Source organism: Nitratireductor indicus C115 (genome assembly GCF_000300515.1).
In the GTDB taxonomy this organism is placed as follows: domain Bacteria; phylum Pseudomonadota; class Alphaproteobacteria; order Rhizobiales; family Rhizobiaceae; genus Nitratireductor; species Nitratireductor indicus.
Genome location: NZ_AMSI01000007.1, coordinates 149578 through 170105, shown reverse-complemented (window position 1 = coordinate 170105; position 20528 = coordinate 149578). Strand labels below are relative to the sequence as shown.

Sequence of the window (20528 nt, the reverse complement as noted above, 5' to 3'; positions counted from 1 at the left end):
ACTACTGCAAGAGCGCCAGGTCCTCCCAGCGAATCCGGAGATAACGGCCTGAGCGCTTTGGCAATTGCTTGCGGCTGACCATTCGCCCGGAGACCTGGAACTCCGCATTTATTTTGACCACGAGCAACTTGTTGAAATGCCTCGATGTATCCACCATCACTACGTCCTTGGTCTTGAAAGGTGTGATGGTTTTGATTTCGACATGATCGTTTTCGAGCCTGCCGTCCGAACCCTGCGCGTAGGTCTTGTTCAACTTGATGCCGTAGGTGATGGCACCGAACAGCTCACCGATGTCGCCATACACGGACAAATGCAGGCCCGTCTCCAGATGGTAGCTCTCAGCGAGTGAGATCAGGTCCTCAAAATACGGGATCATTGATCGGATGGCGTTTGGATACTTCGCTCCCCATTCCTTGTGGCGAAGCTGTTCGTCAATGTCTGACCAGCTTACCCATTCGCCATCGTCGTAAAATGCCCGATCTGACCAATCGACTTCTGCCATAAAGTTTAACCCGCATCCTTCCGCCCAACGATATGGTCATCGTAGAGGTGCAGCAGATACTGGTCCACCAGACGCATAAGGTTTCTCATTCAACCTGCTAGTTTTCGGACAGGCCTGGCCTCGAAAGCCATCGCTTCTCGCGCGGTGAGAGGAATGCTGCTATGCTGTGATTGCGCCATGGTGGTGGTGGTGGAAGGCGCAGCCGTCCGACCTTTTGCACGGAGTCACCACCATGATCGTTCTCGGAATTATTGTTTCCATTGCAGCCATCGGGACCATGTGCTGGCTGCTGTTCAATCTCGCCGTTTTTGCCCTGCCGTTCTTTATCGGCCTGAACGCAGGCATATGGGCCTATGGCACGGGCGCTGGCTGGCTTGGCGGCATCCTCATCGGTCTTATCGCTGCGGGTCTGACAGTGGCGGTCGGTCAGGGCCTGCTCATGCTGGTTCGTCCGATCTGGGCACGGCTGCTGATCGCTTTGACCTTCGTTGCCCCGGCGGGCGTGGCAGGGTTTTACGCTACGCTCGGGATCGTCAAACACATGATGCCGTCCGAGACGTGGCAGATCATCTTTTCGGTAGTCGGTGCGGTCGCGGTGGGCGTGACGGCGTTCCTGCGCGTTGCAGGCATGGCGGCAACCGGCCCTGCGGACGGGAACCTTGCACGCACCTGAACTGGAGTGACCCGTAGAGGCAGGACCAGAAGCGGATACGGATCATCTGCCGTCTTCGTCAGGAGGCGGGTGGGTAGATAGCGTGTGGATCCCAGGGCAGCGTGAGGCACAGGCACGGTCCATAGGAGCGCAGGACGGTCAGTGCCAGCATTCGAGGACTGACCGAAAACCGGTTGGGGCAATGCCGATAGCACAGGCCGGAGAAAAGGATGTGCACGACCTGAAACGCGGGGGACCAGACAAGCCGGTGCGCCGGTCTGGTCATCCTGATGGAGCCTCGAGGTTGCCACCGTCCCCGTTCACCCCCGTGTCTCGACCGCTCCAAACGGCCTCTTCAATGGCCTGATCTGGCCGAAGAACAGCGCGATGCGCTTCGACCGCTTTAGCGCAACAGCGTCGTCACAACTTTCTTCCCCTGCCGGCAAAGCCGCCATTCCGCGCGGAACAAGAAAGTTCCTCCTGTGCTGTCCAGCCCCTTTGGGGTGCGCCAGCGTTCGTCTCCGGCCGGTCGATCGCCATAGAGGCCGCAATGGTGCGGGCTCGGAAACGGAAAGCGGAGACTTAAAATGGCAACCATCGGCACCTTCAAGAAGACCGGCTCGAACGAATTCACCGGCGAAATCGTCACCCTCAGCGTCCAGGCCAAGGGCGTGCGCATCATCCCCGACCTGCGCGCCACCGGCGAGAATGCCCCCAGCCACCGCGTTCTGGTCGGTCGCGCTGAAATCGGCGCCGCCTGGTCCAAGCGCTCCAACGAGGGCCGCGACTATCTGGGCCTCAAGCTGGACGATCCAAGCTTCAACGCTCCGATCTACGCCAACCTCTTCGACGAAGAAGACGGCGAAACCTTCTCCCTCATCTGGTCCCGCCCCAACGGTCGCCGCGGCGACTGAGGCGCGGAACAAAGGCTCCGACCGCAAGGTCGGGGCCTTTCCCGTGCCCGCGGGAAAGCCGCCAGGCCCGGTGACCTGACCGGGCTGGAACTGCTCAGCCGGTCAGGATCGGGATCATGGTTTTCACATGGGCGTCGATCCGTTCCAGCACGGGCGGGGGGACCACCTCGCGTTCCGGCAGTGTCCACCATTTCGCATCGATGCGTTTCACCGTCTCGACAACGGCCTTGAGCACGGCAGGCTCGGGAAGCCTTGCCCGATTGGCAAACGTCTTCCAGCGGGCCGGGGCCAGGCCCTTGAAGGCCCGCTCGCCGCCCAGAGACAGCGCCAGCCCATCTGCCGGAATATAGGGAATGGTCGAAAGCATGTCGTAGATCGGTGCAAGAGCGGGCGTGTCGCCGTCGCCCGAATAGATCAGTGACCAGTTCTTGAGGTGCATGTCGCCATTGCCCATGACCACCGAGAAGGTCAGCCGCCGGACAAACTCCAGCGCGGCGAACGGCGAGATTGCCACATTCAGCACAGAGGCGATGTCGTGGGAGGCGGCGCCATCATATTTGCGCGCCGGGTACAGGCCGAAAACCTGCGCGAAATCCTCGATATGGATGCGCTCCCCGTCTGCCCCGCGATCAAAACGCCGCACGAGCAGGACCAGCCCCTCGGCAAGTGTTTCAAACTCTTCGGGAATGCCCTCGAACTGGTCTCGGCTGACCAGTTCCCGCTCAGGCACATTCATACCGATGGCTTCGGCAAGCGCGAGGTTCGCGAACTCGTTCTCGGACACGCCCGGAAAGGCGGTCGAGGGGAATTTCGCAATATATTGGCCCTCGTCATCCCCGAGCGGCAAGGTCAGCCCGCCGCCTTTGCCGGTGTTCTTCATCACCGAGAGCTTCATCTGCACGCCTGCCAGCGAGAAGCGAGCCTTGGGCCGTCCTTGGGGTGGCGCCACCCCGATGCCGGGTTGGCCGTCACTGGGCAGCACCCGAACGGCCCCCGGCAAATCCGCACCAAGGGTGGCCAGGAGATCGAAATCATTCCCCGGCCGCACATTGCCCGCATGGTGTTTTTCCATCGCCTCGCGCAGCCGGTCTTCGGGCAGCAGGTTGGCAAAGAAGGGCGGCAGGCTGCCTGCGACAGGTCGCGGATCCTTGCGCAGGCCCCCTGATGCCGCGCGCAGCGACAGGCTCAGAACCGGAATGCCGCCGGTCGCGCGATAGGCTGGATCAAGGCTGAAGGCGTTGAAATCACCCGGCGTCCTGACGATCGTGCCAACCTTCGCACTGTTCAGGAACACGTCCAGCGCGGTGATGGTCTCAGCGGTACGGACGGCTGTCATCGTCGCTCTCCGGTTGCGGGCTGAAGGCCGGATGATCATCCTCGGCCTCGGGGCGCAGAAGCGCCTCGATGGCGGGCACCATCGCCTGCGGGACCAGCATCATTTCCAGCCCAAGCGCCCTGGCAATGTTGATCAATGTCGTGGTGCGCGCAGCCGCCGCCCCCGTCTCGATGTCGCGGTAGCGCGGGCGCGAAATGCCCGCAAGATCGGCCACCTGCTCCTGGGTCAACCCCGCTGCAAGACGCGCGCGGCGAAAATGGTCGCCGATCAGCCTCAGTGTTTCTTCTTCCGCCTTCATGTGACGCCTTTACAGATCATTTTTGCTGCACTGATCTGGATGGGTATCATATCCAGCGCAGAACGCAAAGAAAATGATCTCCAAACATATCACGATCATTCCTCTTGGAGCGTTTGGGGATCATCTTGTGCTGGTCGGCGCTACGGCCAGCACAAGTGCTGCAATTGCGGCATACAGGCGAATCAGTCGGGCTGCATGCTCAGCCGTGCAGATAACGCCCTGGCCAGATTCGACGATTTCGTATGGCGTATCGGGCGAAGGCGACTAAAATAGCCGTAGTTCTGGAATGCGCGCCGGTCGCGATGGGAGGTGATCATGCATGATCACCGCTCGACAGTCGCGGGCCGCACGCGCGTTGCTGGGTTGGACGCAGGAGACGCTCGCTGACAAGGCCCGAATATCGCTGACTGCCCTGAAACGCCTTGAGTCCGAGAACCGGCTCGAGGTGTATGAGACAACGCGGGATCAGGTGCGCCGGGCGCTTGAAGCAGCAGGGATTGTTCTCCTGTCCACGGATCGCGGGCAAGGAGTATTGCTGGTTCATGGGGAAGACGAGAAGAGACACCGACAGAACCAAGACGCCTGACCGGCGTGGGCGGCATCATCGATCCGCTGCGGCCGCCTGTGCTCTGTGGCGACCCTCGACATGACATCCCCGCTTCCCCCCTTCAACGATATTGCACCTGTTAGCTGCGAGCTGACCGAATATGACCGCGCGCATATCAAGCTCTATATGCGGCTGCTCGATGCCGCCGATGATGGGGCGGAATGGACCGAAGCCGTTAATGTTCTGTTCGGAATTGACCCTGTTCGGGAACCTGAACGCGCCCGGCAGGTCCATGACAGCCATCTGGCACGGGCGCGCTGGATGACACGGAGCGGCTATCGTCAGCTGCTGCGTCATCCAACAGATCGGACCTGACCTCGCCGCCGTCGCACCAGTGATGCCCTCAGAGCATCCCCCCATGTCTTCGTTCCGGCTTCCATCTCGGTAGAGGTGCCGCAATTCTTTCACGCTCCACCTGTGCAGTTTCAACCAGGAGCGGAGCAATGAAGCCGGATACATCCCGCTGGCGAGACCAGGACCAGTATGAATTCTACGATGCGCTGCCCGTTGAGGGCGTCGCCTGGGAATGCCTGCGCCGTAACGCCTCCTATCAGGCCAGTTTCGATGATCTTGTAGCGCAAGGCACCGGGCATCTTCCCTTTGCGGATGATGTCCAACATCGCTGGGGGTTGCGATTTTCCGGCAGACCCCTGCTTTTCCGCGCTCGACCAACCGGTCATCTGGTCGCCTGCTGCCAATCCGGACGTGCTGATGCTCGGGGCGGCGCCCGATTTTCTTCCGCCTTCTCCGTCCGCCTTATCGGTCGATCTTGCTGATGCCATCTGCGGACCAGAGGGGACATATGGTGTCTTTGACGCCAGAGACGGCATTCAATATCTGATCCTCGCCGACACCGATGCCAATTCGCAGCCGGCGATCATCCTGCCAATTGACCAAAATCTGCCGGATCGGCTCGAAGCCATTCTCAGGCTCTGGCACATGCTGGCCGGGAAACCCGCGCGCCGCGACCCCAGAATGACGCCGTATCAGCGCCGGCGGTTCCGCCTGATGATGCAAGCCGCCGACGGAAACACCAACCACGCGACTTATCGTGAGATTGCCATCGCCATCTACGGAGAGGCGCGCGTTCGGGCCGAACCGTGGAAGACATCGGCTTTGCGCGCCTCTGTTATCGCCCTTGTCCGATCTGCCGCCACTCTGATCGACGGCGGCTACCGTGACCTTCTGCGTCATCGTCGCAAACCCTGACGCTGACGCCTGATCGAGGGTGAGGATTTTACCCCTTCGATCTTCCTCATCCCCCATGCCGCCGCGCCTTCGCCACCGTGCGCATGTCATGCCGTTGATCGTCAGCGGCATCCTGCACAACCACGGAGGCCACCCCATGCGACCTGATCTCGCCGCCTTGCCGCCACGCTACCTGCGCACCAAGGAAGCTGCCGATTTCCTCAGCCTGTCCGCGCGCACGCTGGAAAAGCACAGAACCTACGGAACCGGACCTGCCTATCACAAGCTCGGCGGCCGCGTTGTCTATTCGGTCGAGGATCTCGCAGCCTGGGTTGCGCGCGGATCAGTCACTTCCACGTCGGACCCGCGTGGACAGGTTCTCCCGGCGAAACCTTTGCCCCCGACCGCGTTCACCTCGCCCAAGCGCATCACGCGCTGAACGTGGTTGTCACCCCCTGATGGCAGCGCAGCATCCATCCGCCTCGGAACGCGGACAACTCGATCTGTTTCGGGCGCTTCCCGGGGAATTCGCACCACGAGACGCGCAGGATCTCATGGCCTATCCTTTCTTTTCCCTTTCCAAATCGCACCGTATCCGCCCGATTGACTTTGCCTTGGGCAACGTCTCGATCCGTGTCGAAGCTGTTCCCGATCACGGTATGGCGACGATCTGGGACGCCGATATACTGATCTGGGCGGCCAGCCAGATCGTGGAAGCGCGGGACGCCGGTCTGCGCACGTCGCGCCTGATGGCGGCAACGCCTTATGAAATCCTGACATTCACAGGGCGCGGAACCTCCCTGAGGGACTATCAGCGCCTGAAGGCGGCGCTGGACCGGCTGCAATCGACCACGGTTGCAACCTCGATCCGCCAGCGCGCGAATGGACGGCGACATCGTTTTTCGTGGATCAACGAATGGCACGAGCGGACCGATGCCAATGGCCGTCCGGACGGCATCGAGATGATCGTGCCCGACTGGTTCTACAGTGCGGTTCTGGATGACGCCCTGATCCTCACCATCGACCGGGCCTATTTCAATCTGACCGGCGGGTTGGATCGCTGGCTCTATCGCCTGGTGCGCAAGCATGGTGGGCGACAGAAAAACGGTTGGCGGTTCGACTTCCGTCACCTGCACCAGAAATCGGGCAGTCTGTCGCCGTTCAAGCGCTTCGCCTTCGAGCTGCGCGACATTATCCGCCGCCAGCCACTGCCCGGCTACACCCTGTTCGCCGAGGTCGAAACCGGCGGCCGGATGCTGCTCGCTTTCGAGCCTGTCCCGGCCTGTGGAAAACCTGTGGATAGTCTCGTGCTATCGGGAACCCGGACTATCGTGCCATCAGGAACCGGAGGCTCGTGCTATCGGGAACCCAAACACCTCCTATCCTTCGGTAACAAAAGCGAAAATCGCGCCCTTAACTTAGAGTCTAACACAGAATCTAACTTTGAAGAGCGGCGGCGCGATGTGGAAAAGCTCATCGCGAAGGCTGGTGCGGCCCTCAGATCGGGTGCCCATAAAGGCAAGCTGACACCCCCAAAGCAAGGATCGCCCGCGTCAACAAGCACGCCTGAACTTCCTCTCGGCAAGCCGGGAGGACAGCGATGATCGTCGCTCTCCTCAATCAGAAAGGCGGTGTCGGAAAAACCACGTTGGCGCTGCATCTCGCCGGTGCGTGGGCTGCGGAAGGCAAACGCGTCATCCTGATCGACGCCGATCCGCAAGGCTCCGCACTCGACTGGTCGCAGCGGCGTGGCCATGAAGGGCTGCCAAGGCTGTTCAGTGTCATCGGCCTGGCCCGCGATACGCTGCACCGGGAAGCGCCGGAGCTGGCGCGTGACGCCGACCATGTCGTCATCGATGGTCCGCCCCGTGTCGCTGGTCTGATGCGCTCAGCGCTGCTTGCAGCCGATCTGGTGCTGGTCCCGGTGCAGCCATCTCCTTTCGACGGCTGGGCCTCCGCCGAGATGCTGGCGCTTCTGAACGAAGCACGCATCTATCGTCCTGAACTGGCCGCCCGTTTTCTGCTGAACCGATGCGCTGCGCGCACCGTCATCGCCCGCGAAACGGCTGAGACACTGGCGGACCAAGATCCGCCGTTGCTGGCCACGACCATCGGCCAGCGCGTCGCCTTTGCTGAAGCCGCACAAACTGGGCGACTGGTCTCAGAGACCGATGGCGGCGAACGGGCTGCACATGAGGTCACAGCGCTGGTGGCCGAGATCGATAGCCTCGGGATCGGGAGGATTGTGCGATGACACGTCCACCCGCCAAATCCGGCTTCGCATCGCGTCCGGGTAATCCCGATAGCTGGGTCAGGGCCGCCGATGCGCCGGCAACCGGAAAGATGGCTGCCGAGGCGTTTACCGCCCGCCTGACCATCGACATCACACCCGAACTGCGCGGGCGCATCAAGGTGGCCGCTTTCCGGCGCGGCGTCACCGTCGCCGTGATGCTGCGCGAGCTGCTGGGCCGCGAGTTTCCACCCACCGAAGGAGACCGGCCATGACCGGCAAAACCGGGCGTGGTGCGCATGAACATCCGCTGGCGGACGGTCCAGCGCCCTTCACCACACTTGTCGAACTGGCCTTCCAGAAGCGGAAGGTTGAGCACTGGATACGCTTCGGCCACAAGAGCTTTGAGCAGATCATCGACCGCCGCCGCAGTCTCGTCGGCTTCGCACCCGAAAGCATCTTCGCCTTCGTCCGCTGGGCCTCCAACGACTACGGCACCATCGTCTCGCGGCTCGACATACTGCGCGCTGTCGGGCGTGGCGAGCCGTTCCAGACCGTGCCCTTCGTTCGCCCCGGCGGCGAGATCCTGCTGCGTATTGATGGCTGGCCAAAGGTGCAGCAAGCGCTGGCCGCCATCGACGCCGTGGACGCGCTTGGCGTCGATCCTGCGGATGCTGCGCCGGACCATTGGCGGCACGTCCACAACCGCATGATCGCCGGTCAGGACCCCAACCCCTACACGCCGGAACGCCATGCCGCATGGGTCAGCCGCCGGAGGATCGCACCATGAGCCGCCGTCATATCCTCGCCGTGTCCATGTTGGCCGTCGGTACGCTTGTCGCCACGGCCGTTGCCGATCCGCCAACCAGGCTGATCTGGAATGCGACCGCCAGCGCGCCCATCGGCTTCTACACAGTTGTTCCTGCCGATGTGGTCGAAGTTCCTGAACTCGTCGTCATCGCGCCGCCCGAACCGCTGGAGCGGTTCATGGTCGAGCGCGGCTATATCGGGCGGGGCGTGCCGCTGCTGAAACGCGTCCTCGGCTTGCCGGGACAGCGCGTCTGCCGCAGCGGTGCGACGATCACCGTCGATAACGTCGAGATGGGCGATGCACTGGAGCGCGACCGGATGGGACGCGATCTGCCGGTCTGGCAGGGCTGCCGCATCATCCGCGACGGCGAACTCTTCCTCATGAATTGGGAAATCCGGGACAGCCTCGACGGCCGTTACTTCGGACCTGTTCCCGCCAGTTCCGTCATCGGCCGGGCGCTTCCGCTCTGGACCGATGAGGAAGGCGATGGCCGCTACGAATGGCGGGCGGTCACGCATTGAACCCACGCCAAACCCACCAACACAGGAGACATACCATGCCACAGATCGGTCAATTTGCGCGTGACGCATCCGGCTTCGCCGGTCAGCTCGTCACGCTCACCATGAAGCGCGATCTCGTCATCGTGCCCGCTGAACATTCCGATGCGGAGAATGCGCCGGACTATCGCGTCCATTACATTGAGCATGACGGTCCCGAGGTCGGTGCTGCATGGAAACGCACCGGCGAAAAGGCTGGCGAATATCTCTCGGTGCTGCTCGACGATCCGGCCTTACCGCACCCGATCCGCGCCAACCTGTTCCGCGACGACGATGCAGGCTCGTCATGGTCGCTGCACTGGAGCCGCCCGCGGCCCCGCGAAGATCGCGACTGAGATCATGCGATCCCGCACCTTTCTTCTCTTCACGGCCCTGCTGTCGGCTGGCAGCGGCTCGATGCCGGCCATGGCGCAGGTCACGCTGCAACCTGCGCCTGTCACCGCGCATCCCCATGCTGCGTTCATTGCCGAGGCGTCACAGCGTTTCGGCATTCCAGAGCACTGGATTCGAGCCGTGCTGCGCGTGGAAAGCGCGGGCGATGTGCGCGCAATTTCATCGGCGGGCGCGATGGGACTGATGCAGGTCATGCCCGATACCTGGGCGGGCCTGCGCCGCCGCCATGGTCTCGGGCGCGACCCTTACGATCCGCGCGATAACATCTTCGCAGGCACGGCGTATCTGCGCGAGATGTGGGACCGCTATGGCAATGTTGCGGCCATGCTTGCCGCCTACAATGCTGGTCCCGGTCGCTATGACGAGCATCTGGCGACGGGCCGCACTTTGCCCGCTGAAACGCGCGCCTATGTCGCCACGCTCGCACCTGTTCTTGGCAGGGCGACTGCGCCTGATGTGCCGACGATCGTGCCGCCGCCACCGCCGGATTGGCGCGAAGCTCCGCTCTTCGTTGTGCAATCCAGCGGCCATTCGGCGACGGCCAATCAACCGTCGAACGACGTCCGCGCAACCGTTCCTATGCGCGTTTCCGTCGATCAGGAGCCGCAGGACGGCGGCATATTCGTGGCCCGTGCGGGCAATGGAGACGAGCCATGAGCATGGTGTCTCCACGCACTTTCGGTCCGCTTCCGGTGTGCAGTCAGGCAAGGGGTCGCCTGGCTGCATTCCCGGCAGGAAGGGCAAAAAGGGGAAGAAAGGCGGAGGGCAAGATAAAGGAAACCGGCACCCTGTCGGGGCGGTTTCTGGGCAAGCCCTTGCCTGCACACTGTTTTGGGACGCGGCGCACGGCACCCTGCTTTTGGGCCTCGCGTGCCGCGATATGGCGCAAAGCCTTGGCGTTGCGGGGTTTTGACCGGCACTCTAACCGAATATCGGCCGATTTTCCGCCGTCACGGCTTCGGATACGATGATGAGTGGCGACGACGAGAGCCGCTTTCTCCCAAAGCCTGGCCGCATCAGGTCGGACGTGCCGAAGGCGGGCAAGGCGAAGAGCTTTCTGACGCAGGCAAAGAAGCTGGCGCGTCAGCATAGCAACCGCCCCGGCAGATCATCATCATTCGCATCACGGACCTACTCGTCGCCTTCATCTGGTTCGGCCGGAAAGAGTGGGAAGGCATCGCCGGCCGGCAAAGGTCCGGGCGTCAAGCGTGGTCGTGGTGCGGCCTTTGTCCGCGTCCGAATGCTGTCGGGCGGCTGGCGGCACAGTACGGCCGGCGTGCGCCGCGTCGTTGTCAAGACCCGTTATGCCCAGAGCGCGGGGAAGAATGGCAAAGGGGCTGCCCATCTGCGCTACATCCAGCGCGACGGCACCTCGCGCGATGGCGAACGTGGCCAGCTCTATTCGGCGACCGAGGACCGCGCTGATGGAGATGCCTTCCTTGATCGCAGCAAGGATGATCGCCACCAGTTCCGCTTCATCGTCTCGCCCGAGGATGCCGCCGATCTTTCCGATCTCACCGACCACACCCGCGATCTGATGAACCGCATCGAGGCCGACCTTGGCACGAAACTCGATTGGGTGGCTGTCAATCACCACAATACCGGCCATCCCCATGTCCACGTCATTGTTCGGGGGAAGGACGATCTGGGCGAGAACCTGGTTATCAATGGCGACTATCTCGCCAATGGTATTCGTGAGCGGGCGAGCGAACTGACCACGCTGGAACTCGGCCCCGTGACCGAGATCGAGCAGAGCCGCAAGCTGTCTGCCGAAATCGATCAGGACCGCTTCACGCGCATCGACCGCGCCATGACCGAGGAAGCCGACGAAAGGTTCCTCGATCTGCGCCACGAACCAGCAGATGCACGCCGCCAGTTCAACCGCACACTTCGCCTGCGCCGTCTCGCCAAGCTGGAAAAGATGGGGCTGGCTATGGAACATGCACCCGGCGTCTGGGAGCTTGGCGCGAAGATGGAACCGGCGCTGCGTGAACTCGGTGAGCGCGGTGACATCATCCGCAACATGCACAAGGCGCTGAAGGCCGATGGGCAGGAACGTGATCCGATGACCTTCCAGCTTCACGATGCCGCACCCGCGGCGCCCATCATCGGCCGCGTCGTGGACAAATATCTCACCGACGAGATGGGCGAAAACCTGACGCTCGTGGTGGACGGTATCGACGGGCGAACACACCATCTTCCCGGCATTGATCCGGCCCGCGTCGAAGATGCCCGAATCGGCAGCATCGTGGAAGTCGGCCCCGCCGACACGGCGCAACGTCCCTCTGATCGCACCATCTCTGCGATCTCGGAGAATGGTATCTACCGACCGAGCCGCCACCTCGAACAGGCGAAGTTCGAGGGACGTGTGCCGGGTGGCGATTATGAGGGCTATGTCGATGCCCATGTCCGGCGATTGGAGTCGCTACGCCGGGCCGGGATTGCCGAGCGGATCGACGCCGACCAGTGGCGCATCCCCGAAGACTTCGAGAGCCGCGCCACCGCCTATGATGCCGGTCGCAACCGGCAGGCCAGCATCCGTGTCGTCTCGACCTTCGATCTGGAAAAACAGATCGGCGCCGATGGCGCGACCTGGCTGGACCGACGATTGGTCACACCGGACGCCTCGGACCTTACCCCGGCAGGGTTCGGCCAGCAGGTGCGCGAGGCTATGGACCAGCGGCGTGAACACCATATCGCACAGGGCGATGCCACGCGGCAGCAGAATGGACGCATCCTCTATCGGCGCAACCTGCTCGCCAATCTGCGAGAAAGGGAAGTGGCCCGCGTCGGTGCGGAAATGGCCAGCAGCAAAGGCTTGCCGTTCCGGGCGGCTGCAGATGGCGAAAATATCAGCGGCAAGTTCACCGGGACCGCACATCTATCGAGCGGCAAGTTCGCCATTGTCGAAAAGAGCCACGAGTTCACTCTTGTCCCATGGCGGCCAGTGATCGACCGCCAGCTCGGCCGCGAGGTTGCGGGCATCGTGCAGGGTGGATCGGTATCGTGGCAAATGGGGCGAACACGAGGGCTCGGGATTTGAGCCTTTGCCGATCTGGCACCTCGCAAATTGTTCTGTCGACATCGGCATCTGAAAGGGCCTGTCCGATGTGCCGCCGATAGTATCCGGCAACACGGCACCCCTGCTTTTCCTGTTGCCGCTTTCGAAAACGTCTATTCTTTGATCGGCTCCGACTCTCTTGCCGATTGGAGCCTGTATGCGTGGTGGCCGAATACTCTGGGGCCAGATCATTGTCGTATTCACCATTGTCCTGGTGATGGTCTGGACTTCGACACAATGGGTGGCCTTCCGCCTTGGCTTTCAGCCCCAGCTCGGCAATCCATGGTTCGATGTTGCGGGATGGCCGGTCTATTATCCTCCGGCCTTTTTCTGGTGGTGGTTTTCCTATGACGCCTATGCGCCCGACATTTTCACCGAGGGCGCGTTAATCGCCACGTCCGGGGCGTTGTTCGCTATCGCCGCCGCTTTTTTCATGTCGATCATCCGGGCGCGCGAGGCGCGCAACGTCGCCACCTACGGTTCGGCGCGATGGGCCGAGAACAAGGAAATCCATGTTGCCGGACTGCTCGGTCCCGATGGCGTGGTCCTTGGCAGGCACAGCAAGGACTATCTCCGGCACGACGGCCCCGAGCATGTCCTTTGTTTCGCGCCCACCCGATCAGGCAAAGGCGTCGGTCTCGTTGTGCCGACGCTGCTGACCTGGCCGGGAAGTTGCATCGTGCACGACATCAAGGGTGAGAACTGGAATCTGACGGCCGGCTTCCGGTCCCATCACGGCCGCGTCCTGCTGTTCGATCCGACCAATGTGCATTCCGCAGCTTACAACCCGCTGCTGGAAGTCCGTCAGGGGGAGTGGGAAGTCCGCGATGTCCAGAACATCGCGGATATTCTGGTCGATCCCGAGGGCAGTCTCGACAAGCGCAACCACTGGGAAAAGACCAGCCATTCGCTACTGGTCGGCGCCATCCTGCATGTACTCTATGCCGAGAAGGACAAGACGCTGGCCGGCGTCGCGAGTTTTCTGTCCGATCCCCGCCGTCCGGTCGAGGCAACCTTGCGCGCCATGATGGACACACCGCATCTGGGCGAAGCCGGTGTGCATCCCGTCATCGCTTCGTCGGCACGCGAGCTGTTGAACAAATCCGAGAACGAACGCTCCGGTGTTCTGTCCACAGCGATGTCTTTTCTCGGCCTCTACCGAGATCCGGTCGTGACCTGCGTGACGGCCCGCTGCGACTGGCGCATTGCTGATCTGGTCGAAGCAAAAGAACCCGTCAGCCTCTACCTCGTCGTACCGCCATCGGACATCAATCGCACAAAACCGCTGATCCGCCTCATCCTCAATCAGGTCGGGCGGCGGCTGACCGAGGAGTTGGAAACCTCCGGCAAGCGCCATCGCCTGCTGTTGATGCTGGACGAGTTCCCCGCGCTCGGGCGGTTGGACTTCTTTGAATCGGCACTCGCCTTCATGGCCGGTTATGGCCTCAAAGCGTTCCTGATCGCGCAGTCGCTCAACCAGATCGAGCGCGCCTATGGGCAGAACAACGCCATTCTCGACAACTGCCATGTGCGTGTCGCCTTTGCTGCCAATGATGAACGCACCGCCAAGCGGATCAGTGATGCGCTCGGCACGGCCACGGAAATGCGCGATTCCACCAACTATGCCGGTCATCGCCTCGCGCCATGGCTGGGGCACCTCATGGTGTCGCGGCAGGAAACGGCGCGGCCACTCCTGACGCCCGGCGAAATCATGCAGCTTCCGCCAACCGACGAGATCGTCATGGTAGCGGGTGTGCCGCCCATCCGCGCCGCCAAGGCGCGCTACTATGCCGATGCGCGGCTTCAGGAACGGGTGCTGCCGCCGCCCGATCTACGCAAGCAGTCGGTGAAGATGGAAACATCGGCACCAGACGACTGGACGAGCCGTGTTGTTACGCCCACGGTTGGCCACGGACCCGCGTCGAACACGTCCGACGGCGATCCTGCCGATGCCGGTATCCGTCGTGAGCCGGAGCTTCCCGAGCATGAGGAAATCATCCCGGCACCACCGCCGCCATCGCAAGAATTCGACTTTCTCGATGATGAGCCCGACGTCGATGCCGCCAAGGCCCGCGCTATGCGTCAGCGGATGCGCATGGTCGCGCGGCAGGCATCTCTCGACCCCAATGACGGCATCGACCTTTGAGAAGGAAGGCAGGCATGACGAGCCGCACCCGCATGAATGTCTACTTCTCCCCGGATCTACTGAAGCAGGTCGAAGGCTTGGCGCTGCGCCGCAATGTTTCAAAATCCGCAGTGATCGAGGCTGCGGTAGCATCCTTCCTGTCTGGTGACACGACCGAACGGCTGGAAGCCGCAATGTCGCGACGCCTGGATAAGCTTGGCCGCCAGTTCGATATGCTGGACGAAGATGTGGCCATCCTCGGCGAGACGCTTTCGCTGTTCGTACAATTCTGGCTCACCATGACGCCGCCGCTGTCAGATAGCGCGAAACAGTCGGCGCGCATCAAGGGCAACGAGCGCTTCGAAGGCTTCATGCAGACGCTGGGCAAGCGCCTGGCTTCCGGCGACAGATTCCTGAAAGAGTTGTCGCGGGATATGGATTCGCTTCACGATCTTTCGTCACAAGGCCAGTCCGAAGCGGATGGAAACCAGCTCTGAACTTTCGATCCATCCTATTTGCCGCCCTGCGCCGCCGATGCCCGCACGCGCACAAACATCTGTTGAAACGGCCCTAAATCAGGTTCTTTTAATCGACCCCAATCCGGGGTCCGTCTTTTGCGCGTCCCGCCATGAACGGGGCCGCCATGACCGCATCACATCAGAAACCCGAGACGATTGCGCGTGGTGCGCGGATGCTGCGCACCGCGCTCGGGGCATCGATTGCCCGGTTTCTGGAAGATCCCGGTGTGGTCGAGGTGATGCTGAATCCCGATGGCCGCATCTGGGTGGATCGGCTCTCCGAAGGTCTGGCCGATACGGGAGACAGGCTGTCTGCGGCTGATGGCGAGCGGATCGTCAGGCTGGTCGCCCATCATGTTGGCGTCGAAGTTCATTCCCGAAGTCCGCGTGTATCGGCCGAACTGCCTGAGACCGGAGAGCGCTTCGAAGGGTTGCTGCCGCCTGTCGTCACGGCGCCAACCTTTGCCATCCGCAAGCCCGCCGTCGCGGTGTTCACGCTCGACGACTATGTAAACGCTGGGATCATGACCAGCCATCAGGCCGAGGTGTTGCGCCTGAACGTCGCCACGCGGGCCAATATCCTCGTCGCGGGCGGCACCTCCACTGGCAAGACCACGCTGATCAACGCGCTGCTGGCAGAAGTCGCCAAGACTTCGGATCGCGTCGTGATCATTGAAGACACGCGCGAACTGCAATGCGCCGCGCCCAATCTGGTCGCGATGCGCACCAAAGATGGCGTGGCGACGCTCTCCGATCTGGTGCGCTCGTCGCTACGCCTGCGCCCGGATCGCATCCCGGTCGGCGAGGTTCGCGGGTCCGAAGCTCTCGACCTCCTTAAAGCCTGGGGCACCGGCCATCCGGGCGGGATCGGCACCATCCATGCCGGTTCCGGCATTGGCGCGCTGCGACGCCTCGAGCAGCTCATCCAGGAAGCCGTCATCACTGTCCCGCGCGCCCTGATCGCCGAGACTATCGACCTTGTCGCCGTTCTTGCCGGACGTGGATCGTCCCGCCGCCTGGTCGAACTCGCCCGCGTCGATGGGCTGGGACCGGACGGCGACTACGCCATCACGCATCTCATTACTTTGGCAACCACCCCGAAAGGAAACCCTTCATGATCCGCACGATTTCACGCGGCTGCCGCATCATGGCAACCGCCGCTGCCACTGTTTCCATCAGTCTGATGCTGGCGCCTGCCGCACACGCCTCCGGCTCCTCCATGCCCTGGGAGGCCCCGCTTCAGTCGATCCTCCAGTCGATAGAAGGTCCTGTCGCCAAGATCATCGCCGTCATCGTCATCATCGCCACCGGCCTGGCGCTGGCCTTTGGCGATACCTCCGGCGGCTTCCGCCGCCTGATCCAGATCGTCTTCGGCCTGTCCATCGCCTTCGCTGCGTCGAGCTTCTTCCTGTCGTTCTTCTCGTTCGGCGGCGGGGCGCTCATCTGATGGCGGGCGGGTTTGAACAGCTCGATGCGGTGCCGGGCTTCTCTATCCCGGTTCACCGGGCGCTGACCGAGCATATCCTGCTCGGCGGCGCACCGCGTTCGATTGCCATCGTCAACGGCACGCTGGCCGGCGCCGTCGGCCTCGGCCTTCGTCTCTGGCTGGTTGGCATCGCCATCTGGGCGGTGGGACATTTCCTCGCGGTATGGGCTGCCAAACGCGATCCGCTTTTTGTCGAGGTGGGCCGCAGGCATCTGCGCATCCCCGGTCATCTGTCGGTGTGAAGGCGCGCCCATGATGAACCTCACCGAATATCGCCGTACCGCCACCCGCCTCGCGGATTTCCTGCCCTGGGCCGCGCTCGTTGGCTCGGGCGTCGTGCTGAACAAGGACGGCAGTTTCCAGAGGACAGCGAAGTTTCGCGGGCCGGATCTGGATTCCGCTATCGCCGCCGAGCTGGTCGCGGTCGCCGGGCGCATCAACAACGCCGTGCGCCGCCTCGGCTCCGGCTGGTCGATCTTTGTTGAGGCTCAACGAAGCGAAGCCGCGATCTATCCCGGCAGCCAATTTCCTGATCCGGCTTCCGCTCTGGTCGATGCCGAGCGCAAGGCTGCCTTTGAGGAAGCGGGCACGCATTTCGTGTCAGGTTACTTCCTGACCTTCCTCTGGCTGCCACCCGCCGAAGATGCAGCTCGCGCCGAGACCTGGCTCTACGAGGGCCGTGAGCAATCCGGCGTCAATCCATGGGAGCTGATGCGCGGCTTCATCGACCGCACCGACCGCGTGCTGGCGCTACTCGACGGCTTCATGCCCGAATGCCACTGGATCGATGACGCGGGCACGCTGACCTATCTCCATTCCACGATTTCCACGAACCGCCATCGTGTCCGCGTGCCCGAAGTGCCCATGCACCTCGATGCGCTGCTGGCCGATCAGCCGCTGACTGGCGGTCTGGAACCGCGCCTTGGTGACAAGCATCTGCGCGTCCTGACCATTATCGGCTTTCCGACAGCGATCACGCCCGGCCTGCTCGACGAGATGAACCGGCTCGCGTTCCCGTATCGCTGGTCCACCCGCGCCATCCTGATGGACAAGACGGACGCGACGAAACTCCTCACCAAAATCCGCCGTCAATGGTTCGCCAAGAGAAAATCAATCGCCGCGATCCTCAAGGAGGTGATGACCAACGAGCAATCGGCGCTGGTGGACACCGATGCGTCCAACAAGGCGCTCGATGCCGACATGGCCTTGCAGGAACTGGGCGCTGACGTCGCCGGCATGGCCTATGTCACAGCAACCGTCACCGTCTGGGACGCCGACCCCCGTATCGCCGACGAGAAGCTGCGTCTGGTCGAGAAGATCATTCAGGGCCGTGACTTCACGGCCATGCCGGAAACTGTCAATGCCGTCGATGCCTGGCTAGGCTCGATCCCGGGACATGCCTACGCCAATGTCCGGCAGCCGCCGATCTCGACGCTCAACCTCGCCCACATGATCCCTCTATCGGCCGTGTGGGCGGGGCCGGAACGGAACGAACATCTCGGAGCGCCCCCCTTGCTGTACGGCAAGACCGAAGGTTCGACTCCGTTCCGGCTTTCCCTTCATGTCGGCGACGTGGGCCATACCCTCGTCGTCGGCCCGACCGGCGCGGGCAAGTCCGTGCTGCTGGCGCTGATGGCGTTGCAATTTCGCCGCTATGATCGCAGCCAGATTTTCGCTTTCGATTTCGGGGGATCGATCCGGGCATCCGCGCTCGCCATGGGGGGCGACTGGCATGATCTTGGCGGTGGGTTGACCGAGGGATCGGAGGTTTCCGTTTCCCTGCAACCGCTGGCGCAGATCGATGATGCCTATGAGCGGTCATGGGCCGCTGACTGGATCGCCGCGATCCTGATGCGTGAAGGCATGACCATCACGCCGGAGGTGAAGGAGCACATCTGGACGGCACTGACATCGCTGGCATCCGCCCCGGCGGGGGAACGGACCATCACCGGCCTTGCCGTGCTGCTGCAATCCAACGATCTGAAACAGGCGTTGCGCCCATACTGCATTGGCGGCGCCTATGGCCGGTTGCTCGACGCCGAGGCCGAACATCTCGGATCAGCCGATGTACAGGCCTTCGAGATCGAGGGGCTGGTCGGCACTGGGGCTGCGCCTGCCGTCCTGTCCTATCTGTTTCATCGGATCGGCGACCGGCTCGATGGTCGGCCAACCCTGCTCATCATCGACGAAGGCTGGCTGGCGCTCGATGATGAGGGGTTCGCCAATCAGCTCCGCGAATGGCTGAAGACACTCAGGAAGAAGAACGCGTCCGTCATCTTCGCCACGCAGTCGCTCTCGGACATTGACGGCAGCAATATCGCGCCCGCCATCATCGAAAGCTGCCCGACGCGGCTGCTTCTCCCGAATGAACGCGCCATCGAGCCGCAGATCACGGCAATCTACCGCCGCTTCGGCCTCAATGACCGGCAAATCGAGATCCTCGCGCGGGCCACGCCCAAGCGGGACTACTACTGCCAATCGCGGCGCGGCAATCGCCTGTTCGAGCTTGGCCTTTCCGAAGTCGGTCTCGCGCTCTGCGCCGCATCATCCAAATCCGATCAGACCCGTATCGCCGAACTCATCGCCGAGCATGGGCAGGACGGTTTTCTCGCGGCCTGGCTGCGCGATCGCGGCGTCGAATGGGCCGTCGATCTGATCCCGAACCTCACCAATCTTGTCGAACGGACAGAGCCCGCTCGGTCGGTCGCGCCAGATCAAATCCATCCAGATGACAGCCAAGAAAAGGAGACCCTGCCATGATCCGTATCCCCGTTTCCCGATATGTCAGTGCATCCGTGCTGGCGCTGACGCTCGCCATGCCTGTTGCACTGTCGCCCATGCTGGCAAGCCCCGCTCACGCTTTTGGCTTCGGCCGCATCGTCTATGATCCGACCAACTATGCGCAGAACCTTCTGACCGCCGCACGCACACTGGAGCAGATCAACCACCAGATCACCTCGCTTCAGAATGAAGCGCAGATGCTCATCAATCAGGCGAAGAATCTCGCCAGTCTGCCATATTCCTCGCTCCAGACTTTGCAGCAGAATGTCCAGCGCACGCAGCAGCTTCTGGCCCAGGCGCAGAACATTGCCTTCGACGTGCAGAATGTCGATCAAATGTTCCAACAGAAATACGGCAAGGTTTCGCTGTCCGCGACCGACGCCCAACTCGTCGCCGATGCGCGGTCCCGCTGGCAGAATACGGTCGGCGGTTTGCAGGACGCCATGCGCGTGCAGGCTGGTGTCGTCGGAAATATCGACACCAACCGCGCTGAAATGTCCGCCCTTGTCGGGCAGAGCCAGAACGCGACCGGCGCGTTGCAGGCGACACAGGCGGGCAATCAGCTTCTCGCGCTCCAGTCGCAGCAGCTTTCCGACCTGATCGCGCTGATGTCCGCCAATGGTCGCTCCGAAGCCCTGATCGAAGCCGAGCGCGCCACTGCTGCCGAACAGGGCCGCATCCAGCGCGAGCGCTTTCTGACGCCTGGATCGGGCTATCAGCCCGGCAATGCCCGGATGTTCGGCAACGGCAACAACTGACCGGACAGGAGGGGCGCGACATGGACGGCAAGATGCTGGCCCGGCTGGGCGCGATCATATTCGTGGCCATCGCCATCACCGCAACGGTGATCGAAATGACACGCGAGTACGAACCAGCGCAGCCCCGACCGGCCCCGGCGCTTCAGGCGCCTGCCGATCCGCCGCGCCAGAGCCTGCGCCACTGCCAGCAGTTAGGCGAGGCCGCCGTGAACGATCCCGGCTGCCTCGCCACTTGGGCCGAGAACCGCGACCGGTTCCTCGGCCGGACGCCGGTGCCCGCCGCTCCGCATCAGAACGGGGGACAGTGAACC

General features: G+C 62.5%; 26 protein-coding genes. 23 read left to right on the top strand and 3 right to left on the bottom strand.

Going from position 1 to position 20528, the window contains the following annotated elements; all coding sequences use genetic code 11:
• Position 1: 1 nt before the first annotated feature.
• A complete protein-coding gene (locus NA8A_RS12030) occupies positions 2-502 on the bottom strand; it encodes a hypothetical protein (RefSeq protein WP_009450560.1) in 501 nt (166 codons plus the stop codon).
• 232 nt (positions 503-734) lie between these two features.
• On the opposite strand from NA8A_RS12030, the gene NA8A_RS12025 reads away from it, so the two are divergent.
• Both NA8A_RS12025 and NA8A_RS12020 read left to right on the top strand, forming a co-directional pair.
• Positions 735-1175, top strand: a complete 441-nt coding sequence (locus NA8A_RS12025; protein ID WP_009450559.1) for a hypothetical protein — start codon at positions 735-737, stop codon at positions 1173-1175.
• A 566-nt stretch (positions 1176-1741) separates the two neighbouring features.
• Positions 1742-2068: a DUF736 domain-containing protein gene (locus NA8A_RS12020; protein ID WP_009450558.1), complete on the top strand. Its 327-nt coding sequence runs from the start codon at positions 1742-1744 to the stop codon at positions 2066-2068.
• 94 nt (positions 2069-2162) lie between these two features.
• On the opposite strand, the gene NA8A_RS12015 is transcribed toward NA8A_RS12020, so the two are convergent.
• Positions 2163-3404: a type II toxin-antitoxin system HipA family toxin gene (locus NA8A_RS12015; protein WP_009450557.1), complete on the bottom strand. Its 1242-nt coding sequence runs from the start codon at positions 3402-3404 to the stop codon at positions 2163-2165.
• Positions 3382-3702, bottom strand: a complete 321-nt coding sequence (locus NA8A_RS12010) for a helix-turn-helix domain-containing protein (RefSeq protein WP_009450556.1) — start codon at positions 3700-3702, stop codon at positions 3382-3384. The genes NA8A_RS12015 and NA8A_RS12010 overlap by 23 nt, the downstream gene beginning before the upstream one ends.
• Positions 3703-4021: 319 nt before the next feature.
• Between NA8A_RS12010 and NA8A_RS12005 the strand changes: the two genes are divergently transcribed.
• The 21 genes from NA8A_RS12005 to trbK-alt all read left to right on the top strand — a co-directional run bounded on the left by NA8A_RS12005 (position 4022) and on the right by trbK-alt (position 20525).
• On the top strand, positions 4022-4288 hold the full coding sequence (locus NA8A_RS12005; RefSeq protein ID WP_009450555.1) for a helix-turn-helix domain-containing protein: 267 nt from the start codon (positions 4022-4024) through the stop codon (positions 4286-4288).
• 60 nt (positions 4289-4348) lie between these two features.
• Entirely contained in the window at positions 4349-4624 is a 276-nt protein-coding gene (locus tag NA8A_RS12000) for a DNA -binding domain-containing protein (RefSeq protein WP_009450554.1), read from the top strand.
• Between the two features lie 128 nt (positions 4625-4752).
• The gene (locus NA8A_RS25465) at positions 4753-5085 is read left to right on the top strand and encodes a transcriptional regulator domain-containing protein (protein ID WP_240532777.1); all 333 of its coding nucleotides are present in this window, start codon (positions 4753-4755) and stop codon (positions 5083-5085) included.
• A complete protein-coding gene (locus NA8A_RS11990) occupies positions 5021-5518 on the top strand; it encodes a DUF2285 domain-containing protein (protein ID WP_051017999.1) in 498 nt (165 codons plus the stop codon). The genes NA8A_RS25465 and NA8A_RS11990 overlap by 65 nt, the downstream gene beginning before the upstream one ends.
• Before the next feature lie 136 nt (positions 5519-5654).
• The gene (locus NA8A_RS11985) at positions 5655-5936 is read left to right on the top strand and encodes a helix-turn-helix transcriptional regulator (protein WP_010336149.1); all 282 of its coding nucleotides are present in this window, start codon (positions 5655-5657) and stop codon (positions 5934-5936) included.
• 19 nt (positions 5937-5955) lie between these two features.
• A complete protein-coding gene (locus NA8A_RS11980; protein ID WP_009450550.1) occupies positions 5956-7101 on the top strand; it encodes a replication initiator protein A in 1146 nt (381 codons plus the stop codon).
• On the top strand, positions 7098-7751 hold the full coding sequence (parA, locus tag NA8A_RS11975; protein ID WP_009450549.1) for a ParA family partition ATPase: 654 nt from the start codon (positions 7098-7100) through the stop codon (positions 7749-7751). Before NA8A_RS11980 ends, parA begins: the two co-directional genes overlap by 4 nt.
• Positions 7748-8002: a hypothetical protein gene (locus tag NA8A_RS11970; RefSeq protein WP_009450548.1), complete on the top strand. Its 255-nt coding sequence runs from the start codon at positions 7748-7750 to the stop codon at positions 8000-8002. Before parA ends, NA8A_RS11970 begins: the two co-directional genes overlap by 4 nt.
• Positions 7999-8517 (top strand): DUF2840 domain-containing protein, encoded by a 519-nt coding sequence (locus tag NA8A_RS11965; RefSeq protein WP_009450547.1) that lies wholly within the window; start codon positions 7999-8001, stop codon positions 8515-8517. Before NA8A_RS11970 ends, NA8A_RS11965 begins: the two co-directional genes overlap by 4 nt.
• Positions 8514-9059 (top strand): S26 family signal peptidase, encoded by a 546-nt coding sequence (locus NA8A_RS11960; RefSeq protein WP_009450546.1) that lies wholly within the window; start codon positions 8514-8516, stop codon positions 9057-9059. Before NA8A_RS11965 ends, NA8A_RS11960 begins: the two co-directional genes overlap by 4 nt.
• Positions 9060-9094: 35 nt before the next feature.
• Entirely contained in the window at positions 9095-9430 is a 336-nt protein-coding gene (locus NA8A_RS11955) for a DUF736 domain-containing protein (protein ID WP_009450545.1), read from the top strand.
• A gap of 4 nt (positions 9431-9434) precedes the next feature.
• A complete protein-coding gene (locus NA8A_RS11950; protein ID WP_009450544.1) occupies positions 9435-10145 on the top strand; it encodes a lytic transglycosylase domain-containing protein in 711 nt (236 codons plus the stop codon).
• 310 nt (positions 10146-10455) lie between these two features.
• A complete protein-coding gene (locus tag NA8A_RS25690; RefSeq protein ID WP_338086163.1) occupies positions 10456-12531 on the top strand; it encodes a relaxase/mobilization nuclease domain-containing protein in 2076 nt (691 codons plus the stop codon).
• A gap of 175 nt (positions 12532-12706) precedes the next feature.
• Positions 12707-14695 carry a conjugal transfer protein TraG gene (locus NA8A_RS11935; protein ID WP_009450542.1) on the top strand — a complete coding sequence of 663 codons (1989 nt, stop codon included), beginning with the start codon at positions 12707-12709 and terminating at the stop codon, positions 14693-14695.
• Positions 14696-14709: 14 nt separating this feature from the next.
• Entirely contained in the window at positions 14710-15171 is a 462-nt protein-coding gene (locus tag NA8A_RS11930) for a ribbon-helix-helix domain-containing protein (RefSeq protein WP_009450541.1), read from the top strand.
• A gap of 146 nt (positions 15172-15317) precedes the next feature.
• Positions 15318-16310 (top strand): P-type conjugative transfer ATPase TrbB, encoded by a 993-nt coding sequence (gene trbB, locus NA8A_RS11925; protein WP_009450540.1) that lies wholly within the window; start codon positions 15318-15320, stop codon positions 16308-16310.
• Positions 16307-16639: a TrbC/VirB2 family type IV secretion system protein gene (locus tag NA8A_RS11920; RefSeq protein WP_009450539.1), complete on the top strand. Its 333-nt coding sequence runs from the start codon at positions 16307-16309 to the stop codon at positions 16637-16639. Before trbB ends, NA8A_RS11920 begins: the two co-directional genes overlap by 4 nt.
• Positions 16639-16920, top strand: coding sequence for a VirB3 family type IV secretion system protein (locus tag NA8A_RS11915; protein ID WP_009450537.1), 282 nt, complete (start codon positions 16639-16641; stop codon positions 16918-16920). The genes NA8A_RS11920 and NA8A_RS11915 overlap by 1 nt, the downstream gene beginning before the upstream one ends.
• A 10-nt stretch (positions 16921-16930) precedes the next feature.
• Positions 16931-19438 carry a conjugal transfer protein TrbE gene (gene trbE, locus NA8A_RS11910; protein WP_009450536.1) on the top strand — a complete coding sequence of 836 codons (2508 nt, stop codon included), beginning with the start codon at positions 16931-16933 and terminating at the stop codon, positions 19436-19438.
• Complete coding sequence (trbJ, locus tag NA8A_RS11905) at positions 19435-20217, top strand: P-type conjugative transfer protein TrbJ (protein WP_009450535.1); 783 nt, start codon at positions 19435-19437, stop codon at positions 20215-20217. Before trbE ends, trbJ begins: the two co-directional genes overlap by 4 nt.
• A 20-nt stretch (positions 20218-20237) precedes the next feature.
• The gene (gene trbK-alt, locus NA8A_RS11900) at positions 20238-20525 is read left to right on the top strand and encodes a putative entry exclusion protein TrbK-alt (RefSeq protein ID WP_009450534.1); all 288 of its coding nucleotides are present in this window, start codon (positions 20238-20240) and stop codon (positions 20523-20525) included.
• Positions 20526-20528 lie beyond the last annotated feature (3 nt).

Excerpts from the sequence above, each read along its gene's own strand:
- trbE (WP_009450536.1), top strand. The coding sequence starts at position 16,931 with ATGATGAACCTCACCGAATATCGCCGTACCGCCACCCGCCTCGCGGAT.
- NA8A_RS11965 (WP_009450547.1), top strand. The coding sequence starts at position 7,999 with ATGACCGGCAAAACCGGGCGTGGTGCGCATGAACATCCGCTGGCGGAC.
- trbB (WP_009450540.1), top strand. The coding sequence starts at position 15,318 with ATGACCGCATCACATCAGAAACCCGAGACGATTGCGCGTGGTGCGCGG.
- NA8A_RS11930 (WP_009450541.1), top strand. The coding sequence starts at position 14,710 with ATGACGAGCCGCACCCGCATGAATGTCTACTTCTCCCCGGATCTACTG.
- NA8A_RS12005 (WP_009450555.1), top strand. The coding sequence starts at position 4,022 with ATGATCACCGCTCGACAGTCGCGGGCCGCACGCGCGTTGCTGGGTTGG.
- NA8A_RS11985 (WP_010336149.1), top strand. The coding sequence starts at position 5,655 with ATGCGACCTGATCTCGCCGCCTTGCCGCCACGCTACCTGCGCACCAAG.
- NA8A_RS11920 (WP_009450539.1), top strand. The coding sequence starts at position 16,307 with ATGATCCGCACGATTTCACGCGGCTGCCGCATCATGGCAACCGCCGCT.
- trbK-alt (WP_009450534.1), top strand. The coding sequence starts at position 20,238 with ATGGACGGCAAGATGCTGGCCCGGCTGGGCGCGATCATATTCGTGGCC.
- NA8A_RS12030 (WP_009450560.1), bottom strand. The coding sequence starts at position 502 with ATGGCAGAAGTCGATTGGTCAGATCGGGCATTTTACGACGATGGCGAA.
- NA8A_RS25690 (WP_338086163.1), top strand. The coding sequence starts at position 10,456 with ATGATGAGTGGCGACGACGAGAGCCGCTTTCTCCCAAAGCCTGGCCGC.
- NA8A_RS11915 (WP_009450537.1), top strand. The coding sequence starts at position 16,639 with ATGGCGGGCGGGTTTGAACAGCTCGATGCGGTGCCGGGCTTCTCTATC.
- NA8A_RS11990 (WP_051017999.1), top strand. The coding sequence starts at position 5,021 with ATGCTCGGGGCGGCGCCCGATTTTCTTCCGCCTTCTCCGTCCGCCTTA.
- NA8A_RS12010 (WP_009450556.1), bottom strand. The coding sequence starts at position 3,702 with ATGAAGGCGGAAGAAGAAACACTGAGGCTGATCGGCGACCATTTTCGC.
- NA8A_RS11950 (WP_009450544.1), top strand. The coding sequence starts at position 9,435 with ATGCGATCCCGCACCTTTCTTCTCTTCACGGCCCTGCTGTCGGCTGGC.
- NA8A_RS12015 (WP_009450557.1), bottom strand. The coding sequence starts at position 3,404 with ATGACAGCCGTCCGTACCGCTGAGACCATCACCGCGCTGGACGTGTTC.
- NA8A_RS25465 (WP_240532777.1), top strand. The coding sequence starts at position 4,753 with ATGAAGCCGGATACATCCCGCTGGCGAGACCAGGACCAGTATGAATTC.
- NA8A_RS12000 (WP_009450554.1), top strand. The coding sequence starts at position 4,349 with ATGACATCCCCGCTTCCCCCCTTCAACGATATTGCACCTGTTAGCTGC.
- parA (WP_009450549.1), top strand. The coding sequence starts at position 7,098 with ATGATCGTCGCTCTCCTCAATCAGAAAGGCGGTGTCGGAAAAACCACG.
- NA8A_RS11970 (WP_009450548.1), top strand. The coding sequence starts at position 7,748 with ATGACACGTCCACCCGCCAAATCCGGCTTCGCATCGCGTCCGGGTAAT.
- trbJ (WP_009450535.1), top strand. The coding sequence starts at position 19,435 with ATGATCCGTATCCCCGTTTCCCGATATGTCAGTGCATCCGTGCTGGCG.
- NA8A_RS11960 (WP_009450546.1), top strand. The coding sequence starts at position 8,514 with ATGAGCCGCCGTCATATCCTCGCCGTGTCCATGTTGGCCGTCGGTACG.
- NA8A_RS11955 (WP_009450545.1), top strand. The coding sequence starts at position 9,095 with ATGCCACAGATCGGTCAATTTGCGCGTGACGCATCCGGCTTCGCCGGT.
- NA8A_RS11980 (WP_009450550.1), top strand. The coding sequence starts at position 5,956 with ATGGCAGCGCAGCATCCATCCGCCTCGGAACGCGGACAACTCGATCTG.
- NA8A_RS12020 (WP_009450558.1), top strand. The coding sequence starts at position 1,742 with ATGGCAACCATCGGCACCTTCAAGAAGACCGGCTCGAACGAATTCACC.
- NA8A_RS11935 (WP_009450542.1), top strand. The coding sequence starts at position 12,707 with ATGCGTGGTGGCCGAATACTCTGGGGCCAGATCATTGTCGTATTCACC.
- NA8A_RS12025 (WP_009450559.1), top strand. The coding sequence starts at position 735 with ATGATCGTTCTCGGAATTATTGTTTCCATTGCAGCCATCGGGACCATG.